The organism is Palleronia aestuarii, assembly GCF_003253995.1.
Lineage (GTDB): Bacteria > Pseudomonadota > Alphaproteobacteria > Rhodobacterales > Rhodobacteraceae > Palleronia > Palleronia aestuarii.
In genome coordinates this window covers 26,795-48,767 of sequence record NZ_QKZL01000002.1, presented here as the reverse complement: position 1 = coordinate 48,767, position 21,973 = coordinate 26,795, and the positions used below count along the sequence as shown (strand labels likewise).

Here is a 21,973-nt window from a genome sequence, read left to right as displayed (position 1 = left end):
TGGCGTCGCGGATCACGCGACCGACCAACCGCCGTCGATCACATGCGCCTGGCCGGTGGTGAAGGAAGATTCGTCGGAGCCGAGATAGACGGCGAGCGCCGCGATCTCCTCCGCCCGCCCGATCCGGCCCATCGGCTGGCGCTCGGTGAAGGCCTTGTACGCCGCCTCGTAATCTCCGGTCGCCTTCAGGCGCTCGTGCAGCGACGGGCTGTCCACGGTGCCGGGGCAAATGCAGTTCACCCTGAGCCCGGTCTTGACGAAGTCGATCGCGGTACATTTCGTCATCGCGATCACGCCGGCCTTCGACATCGAATAGACCAGACGGTTGGGCGCGCCGATGAGCGACGAGGCAACGGAGGAGATGTTGACGATCGACCCGGTCCCGCGATCGATCATGCCGGGAATGGCGGCCTGCATCGCGTGGAACTGCGACTTCACGTTCAGATTGACCGCGAAGTCGAATTCGTCGTCCGTCGCATCGAGGATCGTGCCGTTGTGAACGATGCCCGCGCAATTGACGAGGATGTCGGGCTCTGCGGAACGGACCGCATCCTGCAGAGCCGCCTTGTCGAGCACGTCGAGTGCGGAGGTGGTGGCCTTCAGCCCATCCATCAGATCCGCGTTCAGATCGGTGGCGGTGACGATCGCGCCTTCCGTGACGAAGGCCTCCGCGATCGCGCGGCCGATGCCCTGTCCCGCCGCGGTGATGAACGCCTTCTTGCCAGACAGTCTCATTTCTTCAGCCTTTCGCTTAGGTAATCGACCATTTCCGGGATCATCCGGTCGCCCCAGCCATTTTCCTTCGCCTCGTTGAGCGTGGCGTCGGCGCAGGCGGACATGCGCGAATTGGCCCCGAAATTCTCCGCCATCTGGCGATAGTAGCCCACATCCTTCGATCCGTTCGCCATCGAGAAGGCAAGGTCGATCTGCCCATCGGTGGCGAAGTTCTTGATGAAATCCATCATGCCGGATTTGAGAGGCCCCGCCGACATGACGTCGTAGAGTTTCTGCCGCGGCACGCCGGTCGCGTCCGCCATGGCAAAAGCTTCCGACATGGCCATGGCGGTCGTCATGGCGAAGAAATTGTTGATGAGCTTGATCGTGTGCCCGGTTCCGAGCGGGCCTAGGTGGAAGACGTTCTCCCCCAATTCCTCAAGGACGGGCTTCACGCGATCGTAGGCCGCCTCGTCGCCCGAGCACATGATGTTGAGCGCCCCGTCCTTGGCGTGAGCCGGCGTTCGGCCAAGCGGCGCGTCGAGATAGGTCGCGCCCTTCTCGGTCAGCGCCTCGCCGATCTTCTTCGTCGACGTGGGCAGCGAGGTGCCGAAATCGACGACCACGAGACCTTCCTTCGCCCCGGCGATCACGCCATCGTCGCCGAACATTCGCGCCTCGACATTGTCGGACGTGTCCATGCAGAGCATGACGATGTCGCTCGCCTCCGCCACCTTCCGGGCGCTGTCGACCTCCGTCGCGCCGCGCTCCACGGCGGCATCGACGCCCTTTCGGCTGCGGTTCGCCACGACGGTGAGCGCATGCCCCTTGTCCTGCAGCCGTCCCACCATGGCGGAGCCCATGAGGCCCAGACCGATGAAACCGATTTTCTCCGCCATCAAATATCCTTTCAGGCTTTTGTCGTTCGGCCGGGTCGGCGCGCGGATCGAGGGACCGTTCCGCCCCTACATCACCGCCCCGATCTGCCAGGGGACGAATTCGTAGTCGCCGAGGCCGAGCAATTCGGATTTGCTCTTCTCCCCGGACGCCATGCGCAGGAGGGCCTCGTAGATCTCGCGTCCGACCTCCTCGACGCTTGCCTCGCCGGACACGATGCGGCCGGCATCGATATCCATGTCCTCCGGCATCCTGCGGAAGGTCTCCGAATTGCTGGATACCTTGAGCGATGGCGCGGGCTTGTAACCGGCAGCCGATCCGCGACCCGTCGTGAAGCAGACGAGATTGCAGCCCGAGGCGATCTGCCCCGTGACGCTTGCCGGATCGTATCCGGGGCTGTCCATGAAGGCGAAACCCGGTTTCGTGATCGGCTCCGCGTACTTGTAGACCCCCGTCAGAGGCGTGGTGCCCCCCTTGGCCGCCGCGCCGAGCGACTTCTCGAGGATGGTGGTGAGGCCGCCCCGCTTGTTTCCCGGCGAGGGGTTGTTGTCCATCGAACCCTTGTTGCGGGCGGTGTAGTCCTGCCACCAGTCGATGAGGCCCGCGAGTTTCTCGCCGACCTCCGCGTCGACCGCGCGGCGCATGAGGAGATGTTCGGCGCCGTAGATCTCGGGCGTTTCGGCCAGGACACCGGTACCGCCCTGGGCCACGAGCAGGTCGCAGGCATATCCGAGCGCCGGGTTCGCCGTGATCCCCGACCAGGCGTCCGATCCACCGCATTGCAAGGCCAGCATGAGTTCGGACGCGGGGCATTCCTCGCGCTCGGTCTCGTTGACGAGGGGAAGCATCCTCTCGATCTTCTTGATGCCGAGCTCGACCGTCTTGCGGATGCCGCCCACGTCCTGGATGTTCATCTGCTGGAAGAGCGGTCCGACCTTGAGACCGTAGGCCTCGACGATCCAGTCGATCTGGTTCACCTCGCAGCCGAGCCCGGCCATCAGCACGCCGCCGACATTGGGGTTGCGGGCAAAGCCCCACATGACACGCTGGAGGGCCTCGAAACCCTCGCCGTCGCCTCCCATGCCGCAGCCCGTTCCATGCACGAAGGCGGCGACCCCATCGACGTTGGGATACTCGGCGAGACGCTCCGGGGTGAAGTGATCGGCGATCATCCGCGCCGCGGTGGCCGAGCAATTCACCGACGTGATGATGGCGATGAAGTTGCGGGTTCCGACCCGGCCGGACTCCCGGCGGTAGCCCATGAATGTGTCGACGCGCTCGGGGTTCTCCGTGGGCTTCAGGTTGCTTCCGAATTCGTGCTCGTGGTCGAGGTTCCGGAACTCGAGGTTCTGGGTATGGACGTGGGCACCTTTGGCGATGTCCTCGGATGCCCACCCGATGATCTGTCCGTACTTCACCACGGGCTCGCCCGCGGGGATGTCGGTCGTGGCCATCTTGTGGCCGCGCGGCACGAGGGTCGTCGCGCCCTCGTCGCCCACGGCAAGAGGCGTGATTGCTGTGACGACATTGTCGTCGTCGGAAAGCCGGACGGTCTTCATCTTAACCTCGTTTGCGGGCCGGGCACCGGACGGCGGCCCCTGGTCGGTCAGTCTGGGCGGACGGTCCGCCGGTGCGGAGCCGCCTCGGGCGGAACGCCCGGTCTGGTTTCCGCCCCGTATACAAGCGCCGCCGTCACAGGAACACCGAGACGAGGGGTGGATAGATCAACAGGAGCGACAGCGCGAGAAGCTGGATCGCGATGAACGGAAGGAAACCCTTGAAGATGTCGGTCAGCGCGATGTGCGGCGGCGCCACCGACTTGAGGTAGAACGCGGCCGGCCCGAACGGGGGCGACAGGAAGCTGACCTGCATGTTCATGCAGAAGACCACGCCGAACCAGATCGCGACATGGCTGGGATCGAGCGCGCCGAATATGCCGATCTCCTCGATCGGAAGCTGCACGATGATCGGCAGGAAGACCGGGATGACGAGAAGCACGATCCCGACCCAGTCCATGAAGGCCCCGAGGACGAGGAAGATCACCATCATGATGAGGATGATGCCCATCGTCGGCAGTTCCGACCCCACGATCGAGGAGGCGATGAAGGTCGGGCCGCCGGCGATCGTGTAGGCGCCTGCAAGGGCCGTGGCGCCGATCGTGACCCAGATGATCGTGCCAGTGGCCTTGATCGTGCGCTTCAATGCCTCCCACAGGAGGTGGACGCTCATCTCGCCCCGGAAGGTCGCGATGACGGCGACGGCGATCACGCCCATCCCTGCGGCTTCCGTGATGCCCGTGATGCCGCCGTAGATGGAGCCGAGGACCACGCCGATCACGACGATCGGTCCGACGAGACCCTTGCCCATGCCCCAGCCCCGTGCCGTACGCTCGCGGCCGAAGACAAAGAAGGCCAGGAGGGCCGCCACGACGGCGACTACGGCGAAGATCACGGCATAGGTCGGCGTGCCGAACGCGATCGCGTCGACCCCTTCCACCACGGCATTCTGCCCGGTGACGGTGAAGAACAGCGCGCGCACGAAGAGCAGGGTGGACGCCCCGCCGATCAAGACGGCGAGGAAGGCGAAGAAGAGCATCCACTTTTCCCGGCCCTCTGGCTCTCCCTCCTCGCGCGGGGGCAGGGGGGCGAGCTTCGGATTGAGCTGGGTGCGGACCACGATGTAGATGATGAAGAAGGATGCGAGGATGAAGCCCGGCAGGAACGACGCGGTGAAGAGCGCCTTGATCGAGGTCTCGGTGATGAGGCCGTAGATGATGAGCACGATCGAGGGCGGGATCATCGTTCCCAATGAGCCGGAGGCGCAGATCGTCCCGATGGCAAGGTTCTGATCGTAGCCGAGCCGGAGCATCTGCGGCAGGGCGATGAGGCCGAGAAGAACGACCTCGCCGCCGATGATGCCCGACATGGCGGCCATGATGACGGCCATGATCGAGGTGACGATCGCGATCCCGCCGCGCGCCCGGCTGAGCCAGACGTTGAGCGAATTGTACATCTCCGCCGCGATCCCAGATCGTTCTAGGAGGTTCGCCATGAAGATGAAGAGCGGAATCGAGATCAGGACGTAATCCGTCAGAAGACCGTAGATCCGCTGGCTGAGGATGCCCAAGGGGCCGGCACCGAAGTTGCCGAACAGGAATTCGGTCCCGAAGCGCATGCCGAGCACGAGGACGGACAGCACGGCGGAGGCGAAGCCAAGCGGCATGCCGATGGCCAGCAGGACGAGCATGCCGAGAAGCAATACCCAGGAGATCGTGCCGATATCCATCAATCGTGCCTTCCCGCTTCGTGTTGATGCTGACCGCTCTGCGCGAGCATGTCCTCGAATTCGCTCTCGTCGACGATCCCGTGGGTTTCCGCCTCCTTGTTCCAGTCGACGATCAGATTGACGATCGCCTGGATGGTGATGAAGACGATGACGATCAGGATCATCGGTTTCAGCGTGGCCGGGATCGGCGGGTCGAAGGCAGTGCCAAACGTCTCCCATCGGAAGAACTTGTCGGAAGCCTCCTTCGAGGCGCCCCAGACGAGCGCGCCCGCGAAGACGGCGATGAGGAGCGTGGAGATCACGTCCGCGATATGCTGCAGCCAGCGCGGGAACATGTCGTAGAGCAGGTAGATGCGGATATGGCTTCGCTGCTGCATGGCATAGAGCCCCGAGAGCAGAAAGATGAAGCCAGCCATCCAGAGGCTGAGCTCGTTGGCCCAGAGCGTCGGCGCCTCGAAGACGTAGCGCATGACCACCTCGAAGAACATCACCGAGACGAGGATCACGATGAGGAGCATGCAGACGCGCGCGAGAAAGAGGGAGACCCGATCGAAATACGATTCGACCTCGCCTTCTCCGGCTGTTGTCGAGGTTTTGCTTGCGCCGATGAAGAAGGCGGCGATCGCGAGGACCGCGATCGCGAGGTCGACGATGCCCGCCGATTGGTAGGACGAGTTCAGGTTGTCGTTCCCGTAGCCCGCGAGCAGGATGAAGCGTGGGAAGTACCACACGATCCAGGCCATGCAGGCGACAAACAGGATCGGCCAGCCGATCCCCTTCAAGGCACGTGTGTTGTCGCCCATTCCAGCCCCCCCGTTATGGTACCGGACAGCCGCGTCCGAGCGGCTGTCCGTCGCTTCACCCGAAGATCAGTTCGTCTCGGAGATCAGGCCGAGCTGCGTGAGAAACGCGATGTGGCTGTCCACCAGCGCCTTGGCCTCCGGCGTCCTGCCGGCCCAGTCCTGCCACGCGCTCTGCGCCGCCTCGCGGAAGGTCGCGCGGTCCTCGGCCGACCAGTCGTGCAATGTGACGCCGGCCTCGGTCAGGCGTTCGGCCGCTTGCGTGTTCTCGACCTCGAACGTGAGCGCGATGCGGAACGACATCTTCTGCAGCGCGACCTCGATGATCCGCTGCTGCTGCTCCGTCAGCCCGTCCCAGACCGACTTGTTGCAGGCGAGGTGGTCTGCCGGCATCGAATGGAAGCCCGGATAGGTCGCGTGCTTGACCAGATCGAAGAGGCCGATCGACTCGTCGTTGGCGAGGCCGGAATAGTCCGAGCCTTCGATGATCCCGGTCTCGAGCGCGGTGAAGACCTCGGTGAAGTCCATGACGATGGGCGAGGCGCCGAGATTGGCGAAGATCTCCGTCTCCATTCCCGGCGGCGAGCGGAACTTCCAGTTCTTGAGGTCGTCTGGCCCGGCGATCGGCGTCGAGGAGACCATGCTCTCCTGGCCGTAGAGGTTCCAGCCGACGAGCTGCATCCCGTATTCGTTGTAGAGCTCCTGCGCCTGCTCGAGGCCGCCCGAGTAGAGCCAGGCATATTGCTGCCACGGCGTGTCGTAGCCGCCCATGATGTCGCCCACGAACTGGAACGCGGGGTTCTTGCCGGTCTGATAGGCGCCGCCCGTCATGTCGCAATCGAGGATCCCGGACGCCGCGGCGTCGAACGTCTCCACGGTCTTGACGACGGAGGAGGAGAAGAACATCTCGATGTCGATGTCGCCGCCCGACATCGTCTCGACATCCTCGACGAATTGCTGGATCAGCTTGCCCGACGTCTGGTCGGGCGCATAGTGGTTCTGGATGCGCAGGGTCACGCTCTGCGCGGTGGCGGGGACCGCGACGAGCGTCGCGAGCGCGACACCCGAAAGCAGGGTCTTCATCGTCATATTCTGATCCTCCCGATCAATCTCGCTGCCGCGCTTCCGGGCCGGCAGCTTTATGATGTCGGTCAGGCTAGCCAAAGGTCGCTCGACACGCAAACAATTTTGGTATACCAGATCGACAATAATGCGAGCATTCAGTTGAGGCCGATGCTCGGGGGAGGAACGACAGGCCGATGTCCCTATCCAGTCTGCCGGAACAGATCGCCGACCGTCTGCGTCGGGACATCCTGCGCGGCGATCTTGCGCCGGGCGCGGCCATCAAGGAGCGCGACAAGGCCGCCCATGAAGGGGTGAGCCGCACGCCGATGCGCGAGGCGATTCGGATCCTGGCGCGAGAAGGGCTCGTCGTCCTGCGTCCCGCCCGAAGCCCGATCGTCGCCGATCCGTCGATCAAGGAAGTCACCGACGAACTGGTCGTCATGTGTGAGCTCGAGGTGCTTTCGGTGCGGCTCGCCTGTCTCCATGCTCCCGACGATGCGGTGGAACGCATCAAGTCGCTGAACGAGCAGTTCGGGCTCGAATACGCGCATCGCGACATGCTCGACCTCTTCGAGATGGACATGGCCTTCCACCGTGCCATTGCCGCGGCATCGGGCAACGCGGCACTGGAGCGCACGCATGGGGCATATCTGGCGCGCCTCTGGCGGGCCCGATACCTTTCCGCCCGCGAGCGGCGCAGTCGCGACCGGGTGCTGACGCAGCACGGGGCCATCGTCGACGCGCTCGTCGCGCGCGATCCGGACCGGGCCGCAATCGCGACGGGAGCGCATCTGCGCGATCTCGTCACGAACATCACCGCCGTCATGGCCGGCGAGGATAATTCCGCGAACGAAACCGAGACCAGAACAAGGGACACTGCATGAAACTTTTGAGATTCGGAGATGCGGGGCAGGAAAAGCCCGGAATGCTCGACGCCGCCGGAGCGGTGCGCGATCTCAGCGGAGAGATTTCCGACATCACCGGCGAGACGATCACCCGGGTAGGGCTCGAGAAGCTTCGGGCGCTCGATCCCGAGGCGCTGCCACTCGTACCGGATCCGGGTCGGATCGGCTCGTGCCTCGCACGGGTGCCGAACTTCTTCTGCATCGGCCTGAACTACGCCAAGCATGCGGCGGAGACGAACGCCAAGGAGCCGGAGGAGCCGATCATCTTCTCGAAGGCCACCTCCGCGCTCTCCGGGCCGAACGACGACGTCGCCATCCCGCGCGGATCGGAGAAGTCCGACTGGGAGGTCGAACTCGGCATCGTCATCGGGGCGCGGACGAGCTACGTCAGCGAGGCCGACGCACTCGATCACGTCGCGGGCTACTGCACGATCAACGATGTCTCCGAGCGCGCCTTCCAGATCGAGCGCGGCGGGCAGTGGATGAAGGGAAAGTCGGCCCGTACCTTCGGCCCGATCGGCCCCTGGCTCGTGACGGCGGACGAGGTGCCGGATCCGCAAAAGCTCAAGCTCTGGCTGAAGCTCAACGGCGAGACCGTTCAGTCGAGCGAAACCTCCGACATGATCTTCGGAGCGGCGGAAATCGTCTCGTACCTTTCGCAATTCATGGTGCTCATGCCCGGCGACGTCATCGCCACCGGAACGCCGGAAGGCGTTGGCATGGGGATGAAGCCGCAGCGCTTCCTCAAGCCCGGCGACGTGATGGAGGTCGAGGTCGAAGGCCTGGGCGGCCAGCGGCAGGAAGTCGTCGCCGAGAGCTGATGCGAACGAGACCGGCGCCTGCGGTTGCGGCGCCGGTGATCCCGCGGCTCATCGCTTTGAGACCGCCTCCGTCCGGAGGTCTGCCGCGCCACGCGCCTCCCTTCTCGAATCGCCTCTCCGCTTCGTGGCGGGGCCGAATCCATCGCTAAGCCAACCTGCTTGAACCTCGGGCAATCTGGTATACCGTCACCGCGAAGGAGATATTGCCACATGTCCGATCCCGCCTCCGACCACGTCGCTCCGCCCCGCGTTCCCCTCGAAGAGATGGAGCGGTTCGCCTTCGAGGCCCTCGATGCCGTCCATGCGGACGCGGAAACATCCGAGGCGCTCGTCCGGGCCCTGAGCCATGCTTCGATCCACGGTGTGGACACGCACGGCTACCGCCTGCTGCCGCATTACCTCGCCGGGTTCGCGGGAGGGCGGCTGAACCCTCGTCCAACGCCCCGTCTCGTCCACCAGAAAGGTGGCGCGGCGGTGCTCGATGGGGACGACGCGCACGGGTCGCGGGCGACCTACATGGCAACCGAAGAGGCGGTCCGGAGAGCGCGCGAGCACGGCGTCGGCGCCGTGGCGATCCGGAATTCCTCCCATTTCGGCGCGGCGGGTGCCTATGCGATCGATATCGCGCAGAACGGAATGATGGGCTTCGCCTTCTGCAACTCCGATCCGTTCGTCCGCCTCCACGACGGCGCGTCGCGGTTCCACGGGACCAACCCCATCGCCGTCGCCGCTCCGACGGGGGAAGGCGATCCCTGGCTCCTCGACATGGCGACGAGCGCCATTCCGTTCAACAAGGTCCAGCTCAGCCAATCCCTCGGCATCCCGCTCGCCGCGGAGACTGCCTCGGACGCGGAGGGTCGCAACGTCACCGATCCGATGGCGGCGGAGATGCTGGCGCCCCTCGGCGGTGCGTTCGGGTACAAGGGCGCGGGCCTCGCCGGCATTTCCGAGCTGCTGTCGACCGCATTGTCGGACGCGCCGCTCAGCACCGAGATCGCCCCGATGATCAGCGACGACATGTCGACGCCGCGCGGCCTTGGCGCATTCGTTCTCGCACTTGACCCCGCGGCTTTCGCGGGCGCCGAAGTGTTCTTCGGGATCGTCCGCCGTTACCTCGAGTCGATCCGCTCGAGTGCGACCCGCCCGGGCGGAACGGTACTCGCCGCGGGAGATCGCGAATGGGCGGAGGCCGAACGGCGACGCACGAAGGGGATCACCCTCGATCCGACGGCGGTAGAGGCCATGGCGGACTTCGCGCGGCGCAACGACCTCGCGCCGTTGGCGCTCTCGAACGCCTGATCCGCCACGTGCGAAGCGGTCGCCGAATGAGGCGAATGCCCGTTCCGCAGGCGCGGGACGGGGAGCCATGCGACACGCGCGCTTTGTGACGGCTCCTCGCGGAACTTTGCTGCCCTGATCGACCTTGCGTCCTCGCAGATCGGGAGCGGCCCGATCGCATGCGGGCAGGTCCGCACGGGAAGCTCTGCGATGAACATGATATCGAATGCCGAAACGGCGCATCCGGGAATGGGCGCCATCGTCCATGATGGCGGCGTCGCCTTTCGCGTCTGGGCACCCAATGCAGGCGCGGTCCACGTCGCCGGAGATTTCAACGAGTGGTCGGAAGATGCGGCGCCGATGCATGCCGAGGAGGACGGCTACTGGTACGCCGACGTGGCTGGCGCCTCGGTCGGCCAGGAATACCGCTTCCTGATCGACGGGCCGAATGGCAAGATTTCACGGATCGACCCCTATGCCCGCGAGGTCACTAACTCGGTCGGCAACGCGGTCATCCCGGATCCGGATTACGATTGGGAGGGCGACGCCTTCGAGATGCCGGCCTGGAACCGGCTCGTCATCTACGAACTCCATATCGGAACGTTCAACAGCGAGGAGGGCGAGGTCGGGACATTCGCGGCGGCGCAGGAGCGGTTCGGCCATCTTCGCTCGCTCGGCATCAACGCGATCCAGATCATGCCAGCGGCGGAGTTCGCCGGTGACGTGAGTTGGGGCTACAATCCCGCCCATGTATTCGCGATCGAGACCGCCTATGGCGGCCCGCGTGCCTTCCGCGATTTCGTGAAGGCGGCCCATGCCGAGGGCTTCGCCGTCATCCTCGACGTCGTCTACAACCATTTCGGACCGTCCGACCTCGACCTCTGGCAGTTCGACGGCTGGAGCGAGGACGACAAGGGCGGCGTCTACTTCTACCAGGATCACCGCGCCAATACGCCCTGGGGCGAGACGCGGCCCGATTACGGTCGGCCTCAGGTACGCCAGTTCATCCGCGACAACGCGATGCACTGGCTCGAGGAATATCACGTCGACGGGCTCCGCTTCGACATGACCCTCTATATCCGCAACATAGAAGGCCACGAGACGGAGGAGGATTCCCTGCCCGACGGATGGTCGCTTCTGCAAATGATCAACGCGGAGATGGCCGAGCGCTTCCCGGGGCGGATCACGATCGCCGAGGATCTGCGCGAGAAGGATGCGCTGACGGACGATACGGGAAATGACGGCGCGGGCTTCGGCGCGCAATGGGACGCGGCTTTCGTCCACCCGATCCGGGAGACCCTTATTGCGGAGAGCGACGAGGAGCGCAGCATGGAAACGGTGGCCGCCGCTCTCGGCCATTCGTATAACGGCGACCCGTTCCAACGCGTGGTCTATACCGAAAGCCACGACGAGGTCGCGAACGGCAAGGCCCGTGTGCCGCACGAGATCGGCGGCGACGAGCAGGATCATTGGGCCGCGCAGAAGCGTTCCACCCTCGGGGCCGCGCTCGTCTTCACCGCGCCGGGCATCCCGATGCTGTTCCAGGGCCAGGAATTTCTCGCCGGTGACTGGTTCGACGACACCGTGCCGCTCGACTGGGCGCAGAGCGAGGATTTCGGCGGCATCGTCCGGCTCTACCGCGATCTCATCGCGCTAAGGCTCGATGCGGAAGGGGAATGCCGTGGATTGTCCGGCAGCGGCTTCGAGGTCATCCATCTCGACGACACGCGCAAGACACTCGCCTTCCGCCGCTGGAATGGAGAGGAGGACGGTGTCCTCGTGGTTCTCAACTTCAGCGGTGAGGCCAGGGACGATCTGACGATCGGTTGTCCGATGGGCGGCGCCTGGCGGTTGCAGCTCAACAGCGACTGGTCGGGCTACAGCGGCGATTTCGGCAATCATCAGGCTCAGGATTTCGAGCCTGTGGAAGAACCTTTTGATAATAGACCGTTCAACGCGACGCTCGCGATTGGCCCCTATACCGCTCTCGTCTACTCGCGCTGACGCGTATGGCCCCGGGGTTCCTCGGGGCCACTTGCCCAATTGCTCGAAGCCGCGCCGTTCACACGTTGAATTGTTAAGTATGAATTGTTCTCAACCCTAGGCCGTGCGGGGGCCGTTGTGGTACTACGGCCGAGGTCGGAAGTCTGCAGGTGCAGGCGCCGCTTTTGCGGAGATTTTGTTCGTGTCGAGTGGGTTGAGTGAAGCACGCCGCTTCTGGGTAATTGCCGCGATCGGCGGGCTCGTCCTGTCGCTTCCGGCGATCCTGAACGGCGCGCCATTCCTCTACATCGATTCCGCGACCTATATCGCTCAGGGGCAGGCTGCCGTCTCGGTCGTCTTTCCCGGGCATGATATGGGCATCGCGACCCTGCCGCAGGGAGAAGAGATCGCCGGGCAGCTCGCCGAGAGCGCTCCGGGATCGACACCTTCCGCGCCGCTCGTCGTCGGCGGCCGTTCGATCTATTACGGTGTTCTCGCATACCTCTCGCAGGGGCTTACCGCGAGTTGGGCCCTTGTTTTTCTGCAGGGGCTTGCCGTTTCCGTTCCGGCCGTCTCGCTCTTCCGCGCGGTGCTGTGCGCAAGCTGGCCCGTTGCTTCTCTCCTGAGTTTGGCATTGCTGGCCTTCGCGACCCCGTTGGGCCTCTTCGTCGGAATGATCATGCCCGATATCTGGGTTGGCGCGATGGTCCTTTCCGTGGCGGCCCTCGCCGTCGGTGCGGAAGCGGGCGGTCCGGCGTTCAAGGCGATCCTCTTTTTCGTCTGCATCCTCGCCGTACTTTTCCATCTCAGTCACCTCGTGCTGGTCACGGGCATCCTCGCGTTGTTCCTCCTCGCGCAGTTATGTGTGCCCTGGTTCCGAAAAACGGTCGGGATCGGGTGGTCGGTAGGTCTTTGCGGGATCATCCTGGCCGGGATAGGCGGTCAGGTCATGTTCTCGAAGGTCGTCGAACGGGTGTACGGCGCTGCGCCGATTTCCCGGCCGCACCTGACCGCGCATCTCGTGGATCTCGGTCCCGGGCAGGATTACGCGGAAACGGCCTGCGCGGGTCCTGAACGATCCGACGCGCTCGCGATCTGCCCCTATGTCGACCGGCTGCCGCTCGCTTGGACGCGTTTTCTCTTCCTCGACGATCCCGAAGCCGGTGTTTTCGCGATCATGAGCGATGCGGAGAAGCGCCGCATGGCCGAGGAAGACATGACCTTCGCGGTGCAGACCTTCCTCCATGCGCCTTGGGTGACCGCGATCGGCCTCGCGCGGGACGGGCTCGTCCAGATCAGGGAGCTTTCGCTCGACGACGCCGTCCTCGTTGCCGGAGGAGACGTGCCGGGGGGGCTCCTCGCCACCGGCCTTCCCGCGGATCTGCGGGATGCGACGCGAACCTCCTTCCTCTACGGCAAGGGAGACCTGCTTCGTACCGCGACGGATGTCACCCAGATCGGGACGGCAGCGGCGGCGCTTCTCCTGCTGGTGTCGCTCGTCGCGATTCCTGCCGGCGCAGGTGACCGGCCAGCCGATCCCCGGATCGTCATTCTACTCCTCATCGTCGGCATCTGTCTGCTCGGCGTCATCCTGAACGCGGCCGTTTGCGGCATCCTCGCCTCTCCCTATGGCCGGTTTCAGGCCCGGATCGCCTGGATCGTTCCGTTCCTCGCGCTTCTCTCAACGATCCGCGTCTTTGCCCCATCCCACCGATATGAAGCGAGACCCACCTGACATGACCTATTCCAGCGAAAATATCGGCGCGCCGATCGAGCGGCAGGGTGAACGCCGGGTCGCCGGCGTCGGGGATTACCTGCGGATCGCGCGCCTCGACCACATGACGAAGCACGTCTTCATCGTTCCCGGGATAATCCTGGCCTTCCTTCTGCGCGGGCCCGAGCGAAGCGAGCTCACCGGGGAGATCGCCTTCAACATCGTCGTCGGATTCGCCGCCGCGATCGCCGTGGCATCGGCGAACTACGTCATCAACGAATGGCTCGACCGTGATTTCGACCGTTTCCATCCAGAGAAGTCGCAACGCGCCGCTGTCCAGACCGAACTCTCGGGAGCACTCGTTCTCGCCGAATACGCGGTCTTCCTGATCCTGGGACTGGGATTGGCCTCCTTCGTGAATTTCGACTTTCTGGTCGCCGCGATCCTTCTCGCGATCTCCGGCGTGACCTACAACGTCTCGCCGATCCGTACGAAGGATCGCGTCTATGCCGACGTGCTCACGGAATCGCTCAACAACCCGATTCGCCTTCTCATGGGCTGGGCGATGGTCGACGCGACGAGCATTCCGCCCGCCTCCCTCATGCTGGCCTTCTGGTTCGGCGGGGCGTTCCTTATGAACTCGAAGCGGCTGGCAGAATACCGTGACATCGTCGTGTCCGACGGCGTCGAGACCCTGCACCGCTACCGCCGTTCGTTCCGGTACTACACGGAAAGCAGCCTGTCGGTCGCCAACCTCGTCTACGCCCTGTTCTGCGCCTTCTTCGTCGCGATCTTCCTCATCAAGTACCGGATCGAGTACATCCTGATCTTCCCGAGCGTGGTGCTGCTCTTCGCGGTTTACTACGCGCTCGCCCTGACGCCGGAATCGGTCGCGCGGCGTCCGGAGAAGCTTTACCGCGCCGTGCCCGTCATCGCGTCGGCCGGGATTACGGCAATCGTCTTCCTTCTCACCACCTTCCTCGATTTCCCGGCCCTCGAGGCACTCACGAGCCAGCGCTTCATCGAGATCAGGGGCCTCGCGGAGCGATGAGCGGGGCGGCGATTCCGCCCGATTGTCGGCTGGTCGTCTTCGATCTCGACGGCACGCTCTACCGGCAGGGGCCCGTACGTCGCGCGATGTTGCGGGAGTTGCTCCTCGATCGCGGGCACCCCGGGCGCTTGGCCCGGCTCGCGATCCTGCGGCGGTTCCGTGAGCTGCGCGAGGGCATGGCGTTCGAGCATCAAGGGGATTTCGACGACCGTCTTTTCGCACGCCTCGCGCAGGAGACGGGACGAGACGAGGAAAAGTTGCGCGCGCTCGTCGTCGACTGGATGGAACGCAGGCCGCTGCGGCACCTGCGCTGCGCGCGCGTTGCGGGTGCCTCGGAGCTTTTCGAGGCCTTGCGGCGACGCGGGATCGCGGTGGGCGTCTGGTCCGATTACCCCGTCGTGAAGAAACTCGCAGCCCTTGGTCTCACGGCGGATTTCATCGCCTCCGCTCTCGATCCCTTGATCGGCGCGCTGAAACCCGATCCGGCCGGATTGCGCGAAGTGATGCGGGCTGCCGGAACGCGCCCCGATGAAACGTTGATGATCGGTGATCGGATGAGCCGCGACGGGGCCGCCGCCGCATCGGCGGGCGTGCCGTTCCTCCTCCTCGGGCGCCGCGCCCCATCTGGAATACCGCACGTTCCTGATTTCCATGCGCTCCTGCCGCAGATGGAAGGGGCGTGAGGCGGGCTCCGGCCTGGGCCGCGAAACTACGCCGCTATGCCGTGACCGGGGGGCTGGCGGCGGTGGTCGATCTCGGTGCGTTCGCTGTGCTCGCCGCTTGGGGTGCCGCCGTCCCTATCGCTGCCGTGTTGTCGTTCCTGATCGCGAACGTGGCGAATTATCTGTTGAGCGCGCGCTTCGCCTTCGCATCCCGACCGTCTTGGCGGACCTATCCGCTTTTTCTTGCCGCCGCGGGAATCGGTCTCTGTGTCAACGTTGCGGTGACGACGATCGCCGCGTCCGGGATGGGCGTGCCCCTCATCGCCGCGAAGATCGCAGGGATCGGGGTCGCCTTCGCGGTCAATTTCACGCTTGCCTATGTCGTGGTCTTCACCCGGCAGTGACGCCGGCTTCGGCGGTTGGCGCCCGCGCGGAGGAGTTGTAGGCTTACCCTGAAAACGCAGGGCCGAGGGAGGAGCGGGGCGTGATCAGACATTTCGTCCATCTGCGCTTCGACGAGGCGGTTCCGGAGATGCATCGGCGGGAGCTTTTCACGGCCCTGGCGGGGCTTGCCGATCATATCGACGGTATTCTCGACATGCAGGATCGAACGAATGTCAGTCCGGAGCGCGATCTGGTCAGGGGATTCGATCACGTCTTCTGGCTCGATTTCCGTGACGCCTCCGCGCGCGACACGTATCTCGCCGATCCGCACCATTTGGCGATCGCGGCCCAGCTTCTCGACGCGGTGGGTGGACCGGAGGGGATATTCGTCTGCGACATGGAGATGTGATGGAAGATCGCGCGCTGCTCACAAGGATGTTCGAGGCGGCGGTCGCCGCGGCCGATCCGGCACATGCCTTGCCGGAGCATCTACCGGCCCGACCGTCTGGCCGCATCGTCGTGATCGGTGCTGGAAAGGGTGCGGCGCAGATGGCCGCGGCGTTGGAAGCGGCGTGGGACGGACCTCTTGAGGGCGTGATCGTCACCCGCTACGGCCATGCCGTCCCCTGCAGGAGCATCCGTGTCATGGAGGCGGCACATCCCGTCCCGGATGAAGCCGGACTCGAGGCGTCAGAGGCGCTGCTCGACGCGGTAAGCGGGCTCGACCGGGAGGATCTGGTTCTCGCGTTGATCTGCGGGGGCGGATCCTCGCTCCTGCCGGCACCGCCCGAAGCGCTGACGCTCGAAGACGAGCAGGAACTCAATCGCGCCCTTCTCGCCTCCGGTGCGCCGATCTCGGTGATGAACGCGATCCGCAAGCAGGCGAGCCGGATCAAGGGCGGCCGCCTCGCCGCCGCCGCCGCGCCGGCGAAGGTGGTGAGCCTCGTCGTGTCCGACGTGCCGGGCGATGATCCGGCGCAGGTGGCCTCGGGCCCGACCGTGCCCGATCCCATCGGCCCCGCGGAGGCGCTCGCGATGATCGAGGCGCGGGCGATCGCCGTGCCCGAGCGCGTGCTGCGCCACATCCGCTCCGATGCGGGCGCCCCACCGATGCCGGACGATCCGGTCTTCGCGGATCACGAGGTGCGGGTCATCGCCTCCGCCCGCCTGTCGCTCGAAGCGGCCGCGCGGGTGGCGGAGGAGGCGGGTACGCAGGTCTTCATCCTGTCGGACGCGATCGAGGGAGAGGCCCGGGATGTGGGCCTCGTCCATGCCGCGATCGCACGGGAGATCGTGTCCCGGGACCGCCCGTTCTCCCGGCCTTGCGTTCTCTTGTCGGGTGGCGAGACGACGGTGACGCTCGCGGGCGAAGAGGGGCGCGGCGGGCGCAACACCGAATTCCTGCTGTCCTTCGCCCTGGCCGTCGAGGGTCTGGACGGGATCGTGGCTCTCGCCGCGGATACTGACGGAATCGACGGCTCTGAGGACAATGCCGGCGCCTTCGCCGACGGGAGCAGCGCCGCGCGGATGCGGGAGGCGGGCGTCGATCCCGCCGCCGCACTTGGACGAAACGATGCCTGGGGCGCGTTCGAGGCTTCGGGCGACCTCTTCGTTCCCGGCCCGACTGGAACGAACGTCAACGATTTTCGCGCGATCCTGATCCGTTGATCTCGGGCGCCGGCGGCGGCTTCGACGTCTGGACCGCGAAGATGCCGGCCGCGATGATCGCGACGCCGAGGATGTCGAGCGGCCCGATCCGCTCGCCCAGGATGGCGGCGGCGATCAGCACGCCCAGGAACGGGTTGAGAAAGTGGAACGTCGCGGCCTTCGTCGGCCCGATCCGTCCGACGAGGACGAACCATGCGAAGGTCGCCGCGAGGCCCGGGATCAGCGTCGTGTAGAGAAACGCCAGAACGAGCCGCAGGCTCCAGCGCACGTCCCAGCTTTCCCAGACGAGCGCGACGACGGCGAGGATCGCCGATCCCACCAGCATCTGCAGCCCCACGACCATCAGCAGGTTGCCGCCCGAGGACGCGCCGCGCACCGCGAGCGTCGCGAGCGTGAGCGCGAGAACGCCGCCGATGCAAAGCGACAATCCCTGCAGGTCGACGCCGCCGGAAATGCGGCTCCCCATGATCAAGGCCACGCCCACGAAGCCCACGAAAAGCCCGGCCAAGCCCGCGGCGCGGAGACGTTCGCCCAGGACGAACCATCCCGCGAACGCCACGAGGAGCGGCATGGTGCTCGCGATGATGGAGGCGAGGCCGGCGTCGATCGTCCGCATCGCGATGAAGTTCAGCCCGAGATAGAGGGCGTTCTGGCACAGACCGAAGAGGAACGTCGCGCGCCATTGCGCTCGCGTCAGGTGCCAGCTCTGGCCGAGCGCGCGGGCGACTCCGACGCCGATGATGCCCGCGAGCGCGAAACGGAGGGCGAGCGCGGTGAGGGGCGGGGCATCGGCGACGATCATCTTTGCGGAGGTGAAGGCCGAGGACCACATCACCGCAAAGGCGAGCCCGAGGAGAAGCGCGCGCAGATCCACGCTCAGACGATCGCGACCCCGGCGGCCGCCATCCCGTTCATGGCCGCGCGGAGCGAACCGTCGGCGTCGATCCCCGCGCTGAGATCGGTCCTGACGGTGACATCGAAGCCCAGTTTCGCGGCATCGACGGCGGAGAAGTTTACGCAGAAATCGAGGGCGAGGCCGACCATCGTCAGCCATTCGATTCCGCGCGTCCTGAGATACCCTTCGAGCCCCGTGGGCGTCTGGTGATCGTTCTCGAAGAAGGCGGAATAGCTATCTATGGCCGGATCGAACCCCTTGCGGATGACGAGATCGCCATCGGTCCGGAGATCGGGGTGAAAGGCCGCCCCCCGAGAGCCCTGGACGCAATGATCTGGCCAAAGGATCTGCTGCCCGTAGGACATCTCGATCATGTCCATCGGCCTCTTCCCCGGATGGGAGGAGGCGAAGGAGGAATGTCCCGCAGGATGCCAGTCCTGGGTCAGGATCACTGCCGGGAATTCGTCCATGAGAGCATTGATGCCGGGGACGATCCCGTCCCCGCCGGCGACCGCAAGGGCGCCTCCCGCGCAGAAATCGTTCTGCATGTCGATGACGATCAGGGCTTCTGTCTTCTCGCGCATGGAATCCTCCTCGCGGCCAGCCTCCGTTATGCCCGGCGCGCCACGGCGTCAACCAGCGCTGCGCTTGCACGGCACGCCGCCCGGCCTTAGGAGCGAGGCGCCATGTATATCGTCGCTGCGTTCTACCGCTTCGCCCCGCTCGACAGCCCGGAGGCCGTGCGCGGCCCGCTCCTTAAGCTTTGTCGCGAGGGCGGGGTCACGGGGTCGATCCTGCTGGCCGGCGAGGGCGTGAACGGTACCATCGCGGGCGCCCCAGGTGCGGTGGGGGCGGTGATCGACCATCTGCGCGGCTGGCCCGGCTTCGAAGAACTCGCCTGGCGGGAAAGCGTCGCGCAATCGCCGCCTTTCGGTCGGATGAAGGTGCGCGTGAAGCAAGAGATCGTCACCCTGGGCGTCCCGGTGCGTCCCGTCGAGGACGCCGGAACCTATGTCCCGCCCGCCGAGTGGAACGCGCTTGTCAGCGCCCCCGACGTCGCGGTGATCGATACGCGCAACGCCTTCGAGATCCGCGCGGGCCGGTTTCAGGGCGCGATCGATCCCGGCACGACCGCCTTCGGAGAGTTTCCTGCCTGGTGGGAGGCGAACAGGGAGCGTTTCGCGGGCAAGCGGATCGCGATGTACTGCACGGGCGGCATCCGGTGCGAGAAGTCGACGGCGTACCTGAAGGCACGCGGCGTTTCCGAGGTCTTCCATCTTGAAGGCGGTATCCTCGGCTATCTCGCCGCGGTGCCCGAGGCGGAGAGCCTCTGGAACGGGGAATGCTTCGTTTTCGACGAGCGCGTCACGGTCGGGGCGGGGCTCCGGCCCGGGCGCGCGGTTCTTTGCCGGGCCTGTCGCCATCCGATCGCCCCGGAGGACCGTATGCGGCCCGAATACGAAGAGGGGGTGCAGTGCCATCTCTGCGCCGGAGCGAGGGCCCCGGAGGAGCGGGCGCGGTTCCGGGAACGGGAGCGGCAGATGCGCCTGGCCCGGGCACGGGGCGCGCGCCATCTCGGGCCGCGGGAGCCTAGCGGCGGGTCCGCTTGACCTTCCGCTTGACGGCACCGGCCTTGGCCTTCGCCTTGCCCGCCTTCCGCTTCGGCGACCGGCGCCCCATGGGTCCGGGCCCCTTCGGCAGGGCGTCTCCCTCGACTTCGAGGAGATCCAGCACCACACCGCCCGTGACGGGAACCGCCTCGGCCAGCCGTACCGTGACCCGCTGACCGAGGCCGATGGTCCGCCCGCTATCGGCACCCATAAGGGTCTGTGCATCGGCGTCGAAGACGAAGAACTCGCGTCCGAGGCTGCGGACCGGGACGAGGCCGTCCGCTCCCGTCCCGTCGAGCTTCACGAAGAGGCCGAACTTCTGCACGCCGGAGATCCGCCCCGTCATCTCGTCGCCCACGCGCTCTGAGAGAAACGCCGCGAGGTAGCGGTCGGTCGTGTCGCGCTCGGCCACCATCGAGCGCCGTTCGGTGTCGCTGATGGCCTTGCCCGTGGCCTCCAACGCCTCGACATCGGCGGAGGAGAGGCCGTCATCGCCCCAGCCATGCGCGGTGACGAGCGCGCGGTGGACGATGAGGTCGGCGTAACGTCGGATGGGCGAGGTGAAATGCGCATAGCGCTTCAGTGCCAGCCCGAAATGCCCGAAATTTTCCGGCGCGTAATAGGCCTGTGTCATCGCGCGCAGCGTCGACATGTTCATGAGTTCGTCGAACTCGGAGCCCTCGGCCTGCGCGAGGAGCCGGTTCAGGTGCGCCGTCCGGAGCACCTGCCCCTTGGCGAGCACGAAGCCCGAAGCAACCGCCACCTCGCGCAGTGCCTCGAGCTTCTCGGGAGAAGGCTCTTCGTGCACGCGGTAGAGGAGGGGCTGCTTACGGCGGCCGAGTTCCTCGGCGGCGGCGACGTTCGCGAGCACCATGAATTCCTCGATCAGCCGGTGCGCGTCGAGCCTGTCACGGAAATCCACCGATGCCACGCGGCCCTCGGGCGAGAGGACGATTCGCCGCTCCGGCAGGTCGAGTTCCAGCGGCTGGCGGCGCTCCCGCGCCGATCTGAGCGCCTCGTAGGCCGCGTAGAGGGGCGCGATCACCTTGTCCATCAGCGGCGCCGTGCGGTCCGACGGCGTTCCGTCACGGGCCGCCTGCACCTCCTCGTAGGCAAGCGAGGCAGCCGACCGCATGAGACCGCGGTGGAAGTCGTGCGCGATCTTCTCTCCCGACGCGTCGAGCACCATGCGCACGGCGATGCAGGCGCGGTCCTCCCCTTCGTGAAGGGAGCAGAGCTCGCCCGAAAGCGCATCGGGCAGCATCGGGACGACCCGATCGGGAAAGTAGGTGGAATTGCCGCGAAGACGTGCCTCCCGGTCGAGGGGCGATCCGGGCCGGACGTAATGGGCGACATCGGCGATCGCGACCCAGAGGACATGCCCGCCCGGGTTCTTCGGATCGTCGTCGGGCGCGGCGAAGCAGGCGTCGTCGTGGTCGCGCGCGTCCGACGGGTCGATCGTCACGAGCGGCAGGTCGCGCAGGTCCCTGCGTCCGTCGAGGCCCGCGGGTTCGGCCGCCTCGGCCGCGGCGGTCACCTCGTCCGGGAAACGGTCGGGGATGCCGTGCTGGTGGATCGCGATAAGCGAGACGGCCCTAGGCGCCGACGGATCGCCCAGCCGCTCGAGAATCCGCGCCCGTTTCAGCCCGAGCCGGTCACGGGGCCCCGATTGTTCCGCCTCGACGAGTTCGCCGTCCTCTGCGCCGGCGGTCTCCCGCGGTCGGACCATCCATTCGCGATCCTCGCCCTTGTCGATGGGCACGATCCGCCCGCCCTCGGCATGGGCGCGGAAGATGCCGACGATGCGCCGCGCCCCGCCGCCGATCCGGCGGATGAGACGGCCCTCGTAATGATGCGCCTCGCCCTCCACGGCAGAGAGCCGCAGCAGAACGCGGTCACCCTTGCCGAGGGCCGGATCGGCGTCGCGCAGGACAAGGAGGATACGCGGCTCCGGACCTTCGCCATGCCATTCGAGGGGGCGGGCATGGAGATCGCCGTCCGCATCTGGCCCCGCCACTTCGCAGACGGAAACCGGCGGCAGCGTTTCCGGGTCGCGGTACGTCTTGCGCCGCTTCTCCAGATGGCCATCGTCCTCCAGTTCCTTCAGGAGCCGCTTGAGGTCGATCCGCGCGGCCCCCTTGATGCCGAAGGCGCGGGCGATGTCCCGCTTCGCCGTCTTCGTCGGGTTGTCGGAGATCCAGCGCAGGATTTCGGGCTTTGTGGGGATCTGTGCCATGCCGC

The 21,973-nt window shown here is 65.8% G+C and carries 20 protein-coding genes; 11 read left to right on the top strand and 9 right to left on the bottom strand.

The genetic code is table 11. The features are described from left to right. Positions 1 to 12 precede the first annotated feature (12 nt). The 6 genes from LX81_RS02385 to LX81_RS02360 form a co-directional block, all read right to left on the bottom strand. Positions 13 to 735 carry an SDR family oxidoreductase gene (locus LX81_RS02385; RefSeq protein WP_111535697.1) on the bottom strand — a complete coding sequence of 241 codons (723 nt, stop codon included), beginning with the start codon at positions 733 to 735 and terminating at the stop codon, positions 13 to 15. Next, positions 732 to 1,613, bottom strand: coding sequence for an NAD(P)-dependent oxidoreductase (locus LX81_RS02380; RefSeq protein ID WP_111535696.1), 882 nt, complete (start codon positions 1,611 to 1,613; stop codon positions 732 to 734). The genes LX81_RS02385 and LX81_RS02380 overlap by 4 nt, the downstream gene beginning before the upstream one ends. 66 nt (positions 1,614 to 1,679) lie before the next feature. After that, positions 1,680 to 3,170 carry a UxaA family hydrolase gene (locus LX81_RS02375; RefSeq protein ID WP_111535695.1) on the bottom strand — a complete coding sequence of 497 codons (1,491 nt, stop codon included), beginning with the start codon at positions 3,168 to 3,170 and terminating at the stop codon, positions 1,680 to 1,682. 133 nt (positions 3,171 to 3,303) lie between these two features. After that, the gene (locus LX81_RS02370) at positions 3,304 to 4,896 is read right to left on the bottom strand and encodes a TRAP transporter large permease (RefSeq protein ID WP_111535694.1); all 1,593 of its coding nucleotides are present in this window, start codon (positions 4,894 to 4,896) and stop codon (positions 3,304 to 3,306) included. Further along, the gene (locus LX81_RS02365) at positions 4,896 to 5,699 is read right to left on the bottom strand and encodes a TRAP transporter small permease subunit (protein ID WP_170133826.1); all 804 of its coding nucleotides are present in this window, start codon (positions 5,697 to 5,699) and stop codon (positions 4,896 to 4,898) included. The genes LX81_RS02370 and LX81_RS02365 overlap by 1 nt, the downstream gene beginning before the upstream one ends. A 66-nt stretch (positions 5,700 to 5,765) precedes the next feature. After that, complete coding sequence (locus LX81_RS02360) at positions 5,766 to 6,779, bottom strand: TRAP transporter substrate-binding protein (protein WP_111536007.1); 1,014 nt, start codon at positions 6,777 to 6,779, stop codon at positions 5,766 to 5,768. Between the two features lie 176 nt (positions 6,780 to 6,955). On the opposite strand from LX81_RS02360, the gene LX81_RS02355 reads away from it, so the two are divergent. The 10 genes from LX81_RS02355 to LX81_RS02310 all read left to right on the top strand — a co-directional run bounded on the left by LX81_RS02355 (position 6,956) and on the right by LX81_RS02310 (position 17,227). Then, positions 6,956 to 7,645 (top strand): GntR family transcriptional regulator, encoded by a 690-nt coding sequence (locus tag LX81_RS02355; RefSeq protein ID WP_111535693.1) that lies wholly within the window; start codon positions 6,956 to 6,958, stop codon positions 7,643 to 7,645. After that, entirely contained in the window at positions 7,642 to 8,487 is an 846-nt protein-coding gene (locus tag LX81_RS02350; RefSeq protein ID WP_111535692.1) for a fumarylacetoacetate hydrolase family protein, read from the top strand. The genes LX81_RS02355 and LX81_RS02350 overlap by 4 nt, the downstream gene beginning before the upstream one ends. 210 nt (positions 8,488 to 8,697) lie before the next feature. Beyond that, positions 8,698 to 9,786 carry an Ldh family oxidoreductase gene (locus tag LX81_RS02345; protein WP_111535691.1) on the top strand — a complete coding sequence of 363 codons (1,089 nt, stop codon included), beginning with the start codon at positions 8,698 to 8,700 and terminating at the stop codon, positions 9,784 to 9,786. 189 nt (positions 9,787 to 9,975) lie between these two features. After that, entirely contained in the window at positions 9,976 to 11,769 is a 1,794-nt protein-coding gene (locus tag LX81_RS02340; protein WP_211322694.1) for an alpha-amylase family glycosyl hydrolase, read from the top strand. Positions 11,770 to 11,962: 193 nt separating this feature from the next. Next, positions 11,963 to 13,483 (top strand): hypothetical protein, encoded by a 1,521-nt coding sequence (locus LX81_RS02335; protein WP_111535690.1) that lies wholly within the window; start codon positions 11,963 to 11,965, stop codon positions 13,481 to 13,483. 1 nt (position 13,484) lies between these two features. Next, positions 13,485 to 14,513, top strand: a complete 1,029-nt coding sequence (locus LX81_RS02330) for a UbiA family prenyltransferase (RefSeq protein WP_111535689.1) — start codon at positions 13,485 to 13,487, stop codon at positions 14,511 to 14,513. After that, entirely contained in the window at positions 14,510 to 15,196 is a 687-nt protein-coding gene (locus LX81_RS02325) for an HAD family hydrolase (RefSeq protein ID WP_111535688.1), read from the top strand. The genes LX81_RS02330 and LX81_RS02325 overlap by 4 nt, the downstream gene beginning before the upstream one ends. After that, positions 15,193 to 15,579: a GtrA family protein gene (locus LX81_RS02320; RefSeq protein ID WP_111535687.1), complete on the top strand. Its 387-nt coding sequence runs from the start codon at positions 15,193 to 15,195 to the stop codon at positions 15,577 to 15,579. Before LX81_RS02325 ends, LX81_RS02320 begins: the two co-directional genes overlap by 4 nt. Before the next feature lie 80 nt (positions 15,580 to 15,659). Continuing rightward, positions 15,660 to 15,968: a Dabb family protein gene (locus LX81_RS02315; protein WP_111535686.1), complete on the top strand. Its 309-nt coding sequence runs from the start codon at positions 15,660 to 15,662 to the stop codon at positions 15,966 to 15,968. After that, complete coding sequence (locus LX81_RS02310) at positions 15,968 to 17,227, top strand: glycerate kinase type-2 family protein (protein ID WP_111535685.1); 1,260 nt, start codon at positions 15,968 to 15,970, stop codon at positions 17,225 to 17,227. The genes LX81_RS02315 and LX81_RS02310 overlap by 1 nt, the downstream gene beginning before the upstream one ends. Here LX81_RS02310 and LX81_RS02305 read toward each other — a convergent pair. Together LX81_RS02305 and pncA are read right to left on the bottom strand one after the other, a co-directional pair. Next, positions 17,196 to 18,101, bottom strand: a complete 906-nt coding sequence (locus tag LX81_RS02305) for a DMT family transporter (protein WP_111535684.1) — start codon at positions 18,099 to 18,101, stop codon at positions 17,196 to 17,198. The two genes, LX81_RS02310 and LX81_RS02305, sit on opposite strands and share 32 nt — an antisense overlap. A gap of 2 nt (positions 18,102 to 18,103) precedes the next feature. Further along, entirely contained in the window at positions 18,104 to 18,706 is a 603-nt protein-coding gene (gene pncA, locus LX81_RS02300) for a bifunctional nicotinamidase/pyrazinamidase (protein WP_111535683.1), read from the bottom strand. 102 nt (positions 18,707 to 18,808) lie between these two features. Between pncA and trhO the strand changes: the two genes are divergently transcribed. Beyond that, on the top strand, positions 18,809 to 19,732 hold the full coding sequence (gene trhO / locus LX81_RS02295; RefSeq protein WP_111535682.1) for an oxygen-dependent tRNA uridine(34) hydroxylase TrhO: 924 nt from the start codon (positions 18,809 to 18,811) through the stop codon (positions 19,730 to 19,732). Here trhO and rnr read toward each other — a convergent pair. Further along, positions 19,713 to 21,968: a ribonuclease R gene (rnr, locus tag LX81_RS02290; protein ID WP_111535681.1), complete on the bottom strand. Its 2,256-nt coding sequence runs from the start codon at positions 21,966 to 21,968 to the stop codon at positions 19,713 to 19,715. The genes trhO and rnr overlap by 20 nt on opposite strands. Positions 21,969 to 21,973: the final 5 nt, after the last annotated feature.

Excerpts from the sequence above, each read along its gene's own strand:
- LX81_RS02325 (WP_111535688.1), top strand. The coding sequence starts at position 14,510 with ATGAGCGGGGCGGCGATTCCGCCCGATTGTCGGCTGGTCGTCTTCGAT.
- LX81_RS02330 (WP_111535689.1), top strand. The coding sequence starts at position 13,485 with ATGACCTATTCCAGCGAAAATATCGGCGCGCCGATCGAGCGGCAGGGT.
- LX81_RS02310 (WP_111535685.1), top strand. The coding sequence starts at position 15,968 with ATGGAAGATCGCGCGCTGCTCACAAGGATGTTCGAGGCGGCGGTCGCC.
- LX81_RS02370 (WP_111535694.1), bottom strand. The coding sequence starts at position 4,896 with ATGGATATCGGCACGATCTCCTGGGTATTGCTTCTCGGCATGCTCGTC.
- LX81_RS02340 (WP_211322694.1), top strand. The coding sequence starts at position 9,976 with ATGAACATGATATCGAATGCCGAAACGGCGCATCCGGGAATGGGCGCC.
- LX81_RS02345 (WP_111535691.1), top strand. The coding sequence starts at position 8,698 with ATGTCCGATCCCGCCTCCGACCACGTCGCTCCGCCCCGCGTTCCCCTC.
- LX81_RS02375 (WP_111535695.1), bottom strand. The coding sequence starts at position 3,170 with ATGAAGACCGTCCGGCTTTCCGACGACGACAATGTCGTCACAGCAATC.
- LX81_RS02355 (WP_111535693.1), top strand. The coding sequence starts at position 6,956 with ATGTCCCTATCCAGTCTGCCGGAACAGATCGCCGACCGTCTGCGTCGG.
- LX81_RS02350 (WP_111535692.1), top strand. The coding sequence starts at position 7,642 with ATGAAACTTTTGAGATTCGGAGATGCGGGGCAGGAAAAGCCCGGAATG.
- LX81_RS02385 (WP_111535697.1), bottom strand. The coding sequence starts at position 735 with ATGAGACTGTCTGGCAAGAAGGCGTTCATCACCGCGGCGGGACAGGGC.
- LX81_RS02360 (WP_111536007.1), bottom strand. The coding sequence starts at position 6,779 with ATGAAGACCCTGCTTTCGGGTGTCGCGCTCGCGACGCTCGTCGCGGTC.
- trhO (WP_111535682.1), top strand. The coding sequence starts at position 18,809 with ATGTATATCGTCGCTGCGTTCTACCGCTTCGCCCCGCTCGACAGCCCG.
- rnr (WP_111535681.1), bottom strand. The coding sequence starts at position 21,968 with ATGGCACAGATCCCCACAAAGCCCGAAATCCTGCGCTGGATCTCCGAC.
- pncA (WP_111535683.1), bottom strand. The coding sequence starts at position 18,706 with ATGCGCGAGAAGACAGAAGCCCTGATCGTCATCGACATGCAGAACGAT.
- LX81_RS02365 (WP_170133826.1), bottom strand. The coding sequence starts at position 5,699 with ATGGGCGACAACACACGTGCCTTGAAGGGGATCGGCTGGCCGATCCTG.
- LX81_RS02380 (WP_111535696.1), bottom strand. The coding sequence starts at position 1,613 with ATGGCGGAGAAAATCGGTTTCATCGGTCTGGGCCTCATGGGCTCCGCC.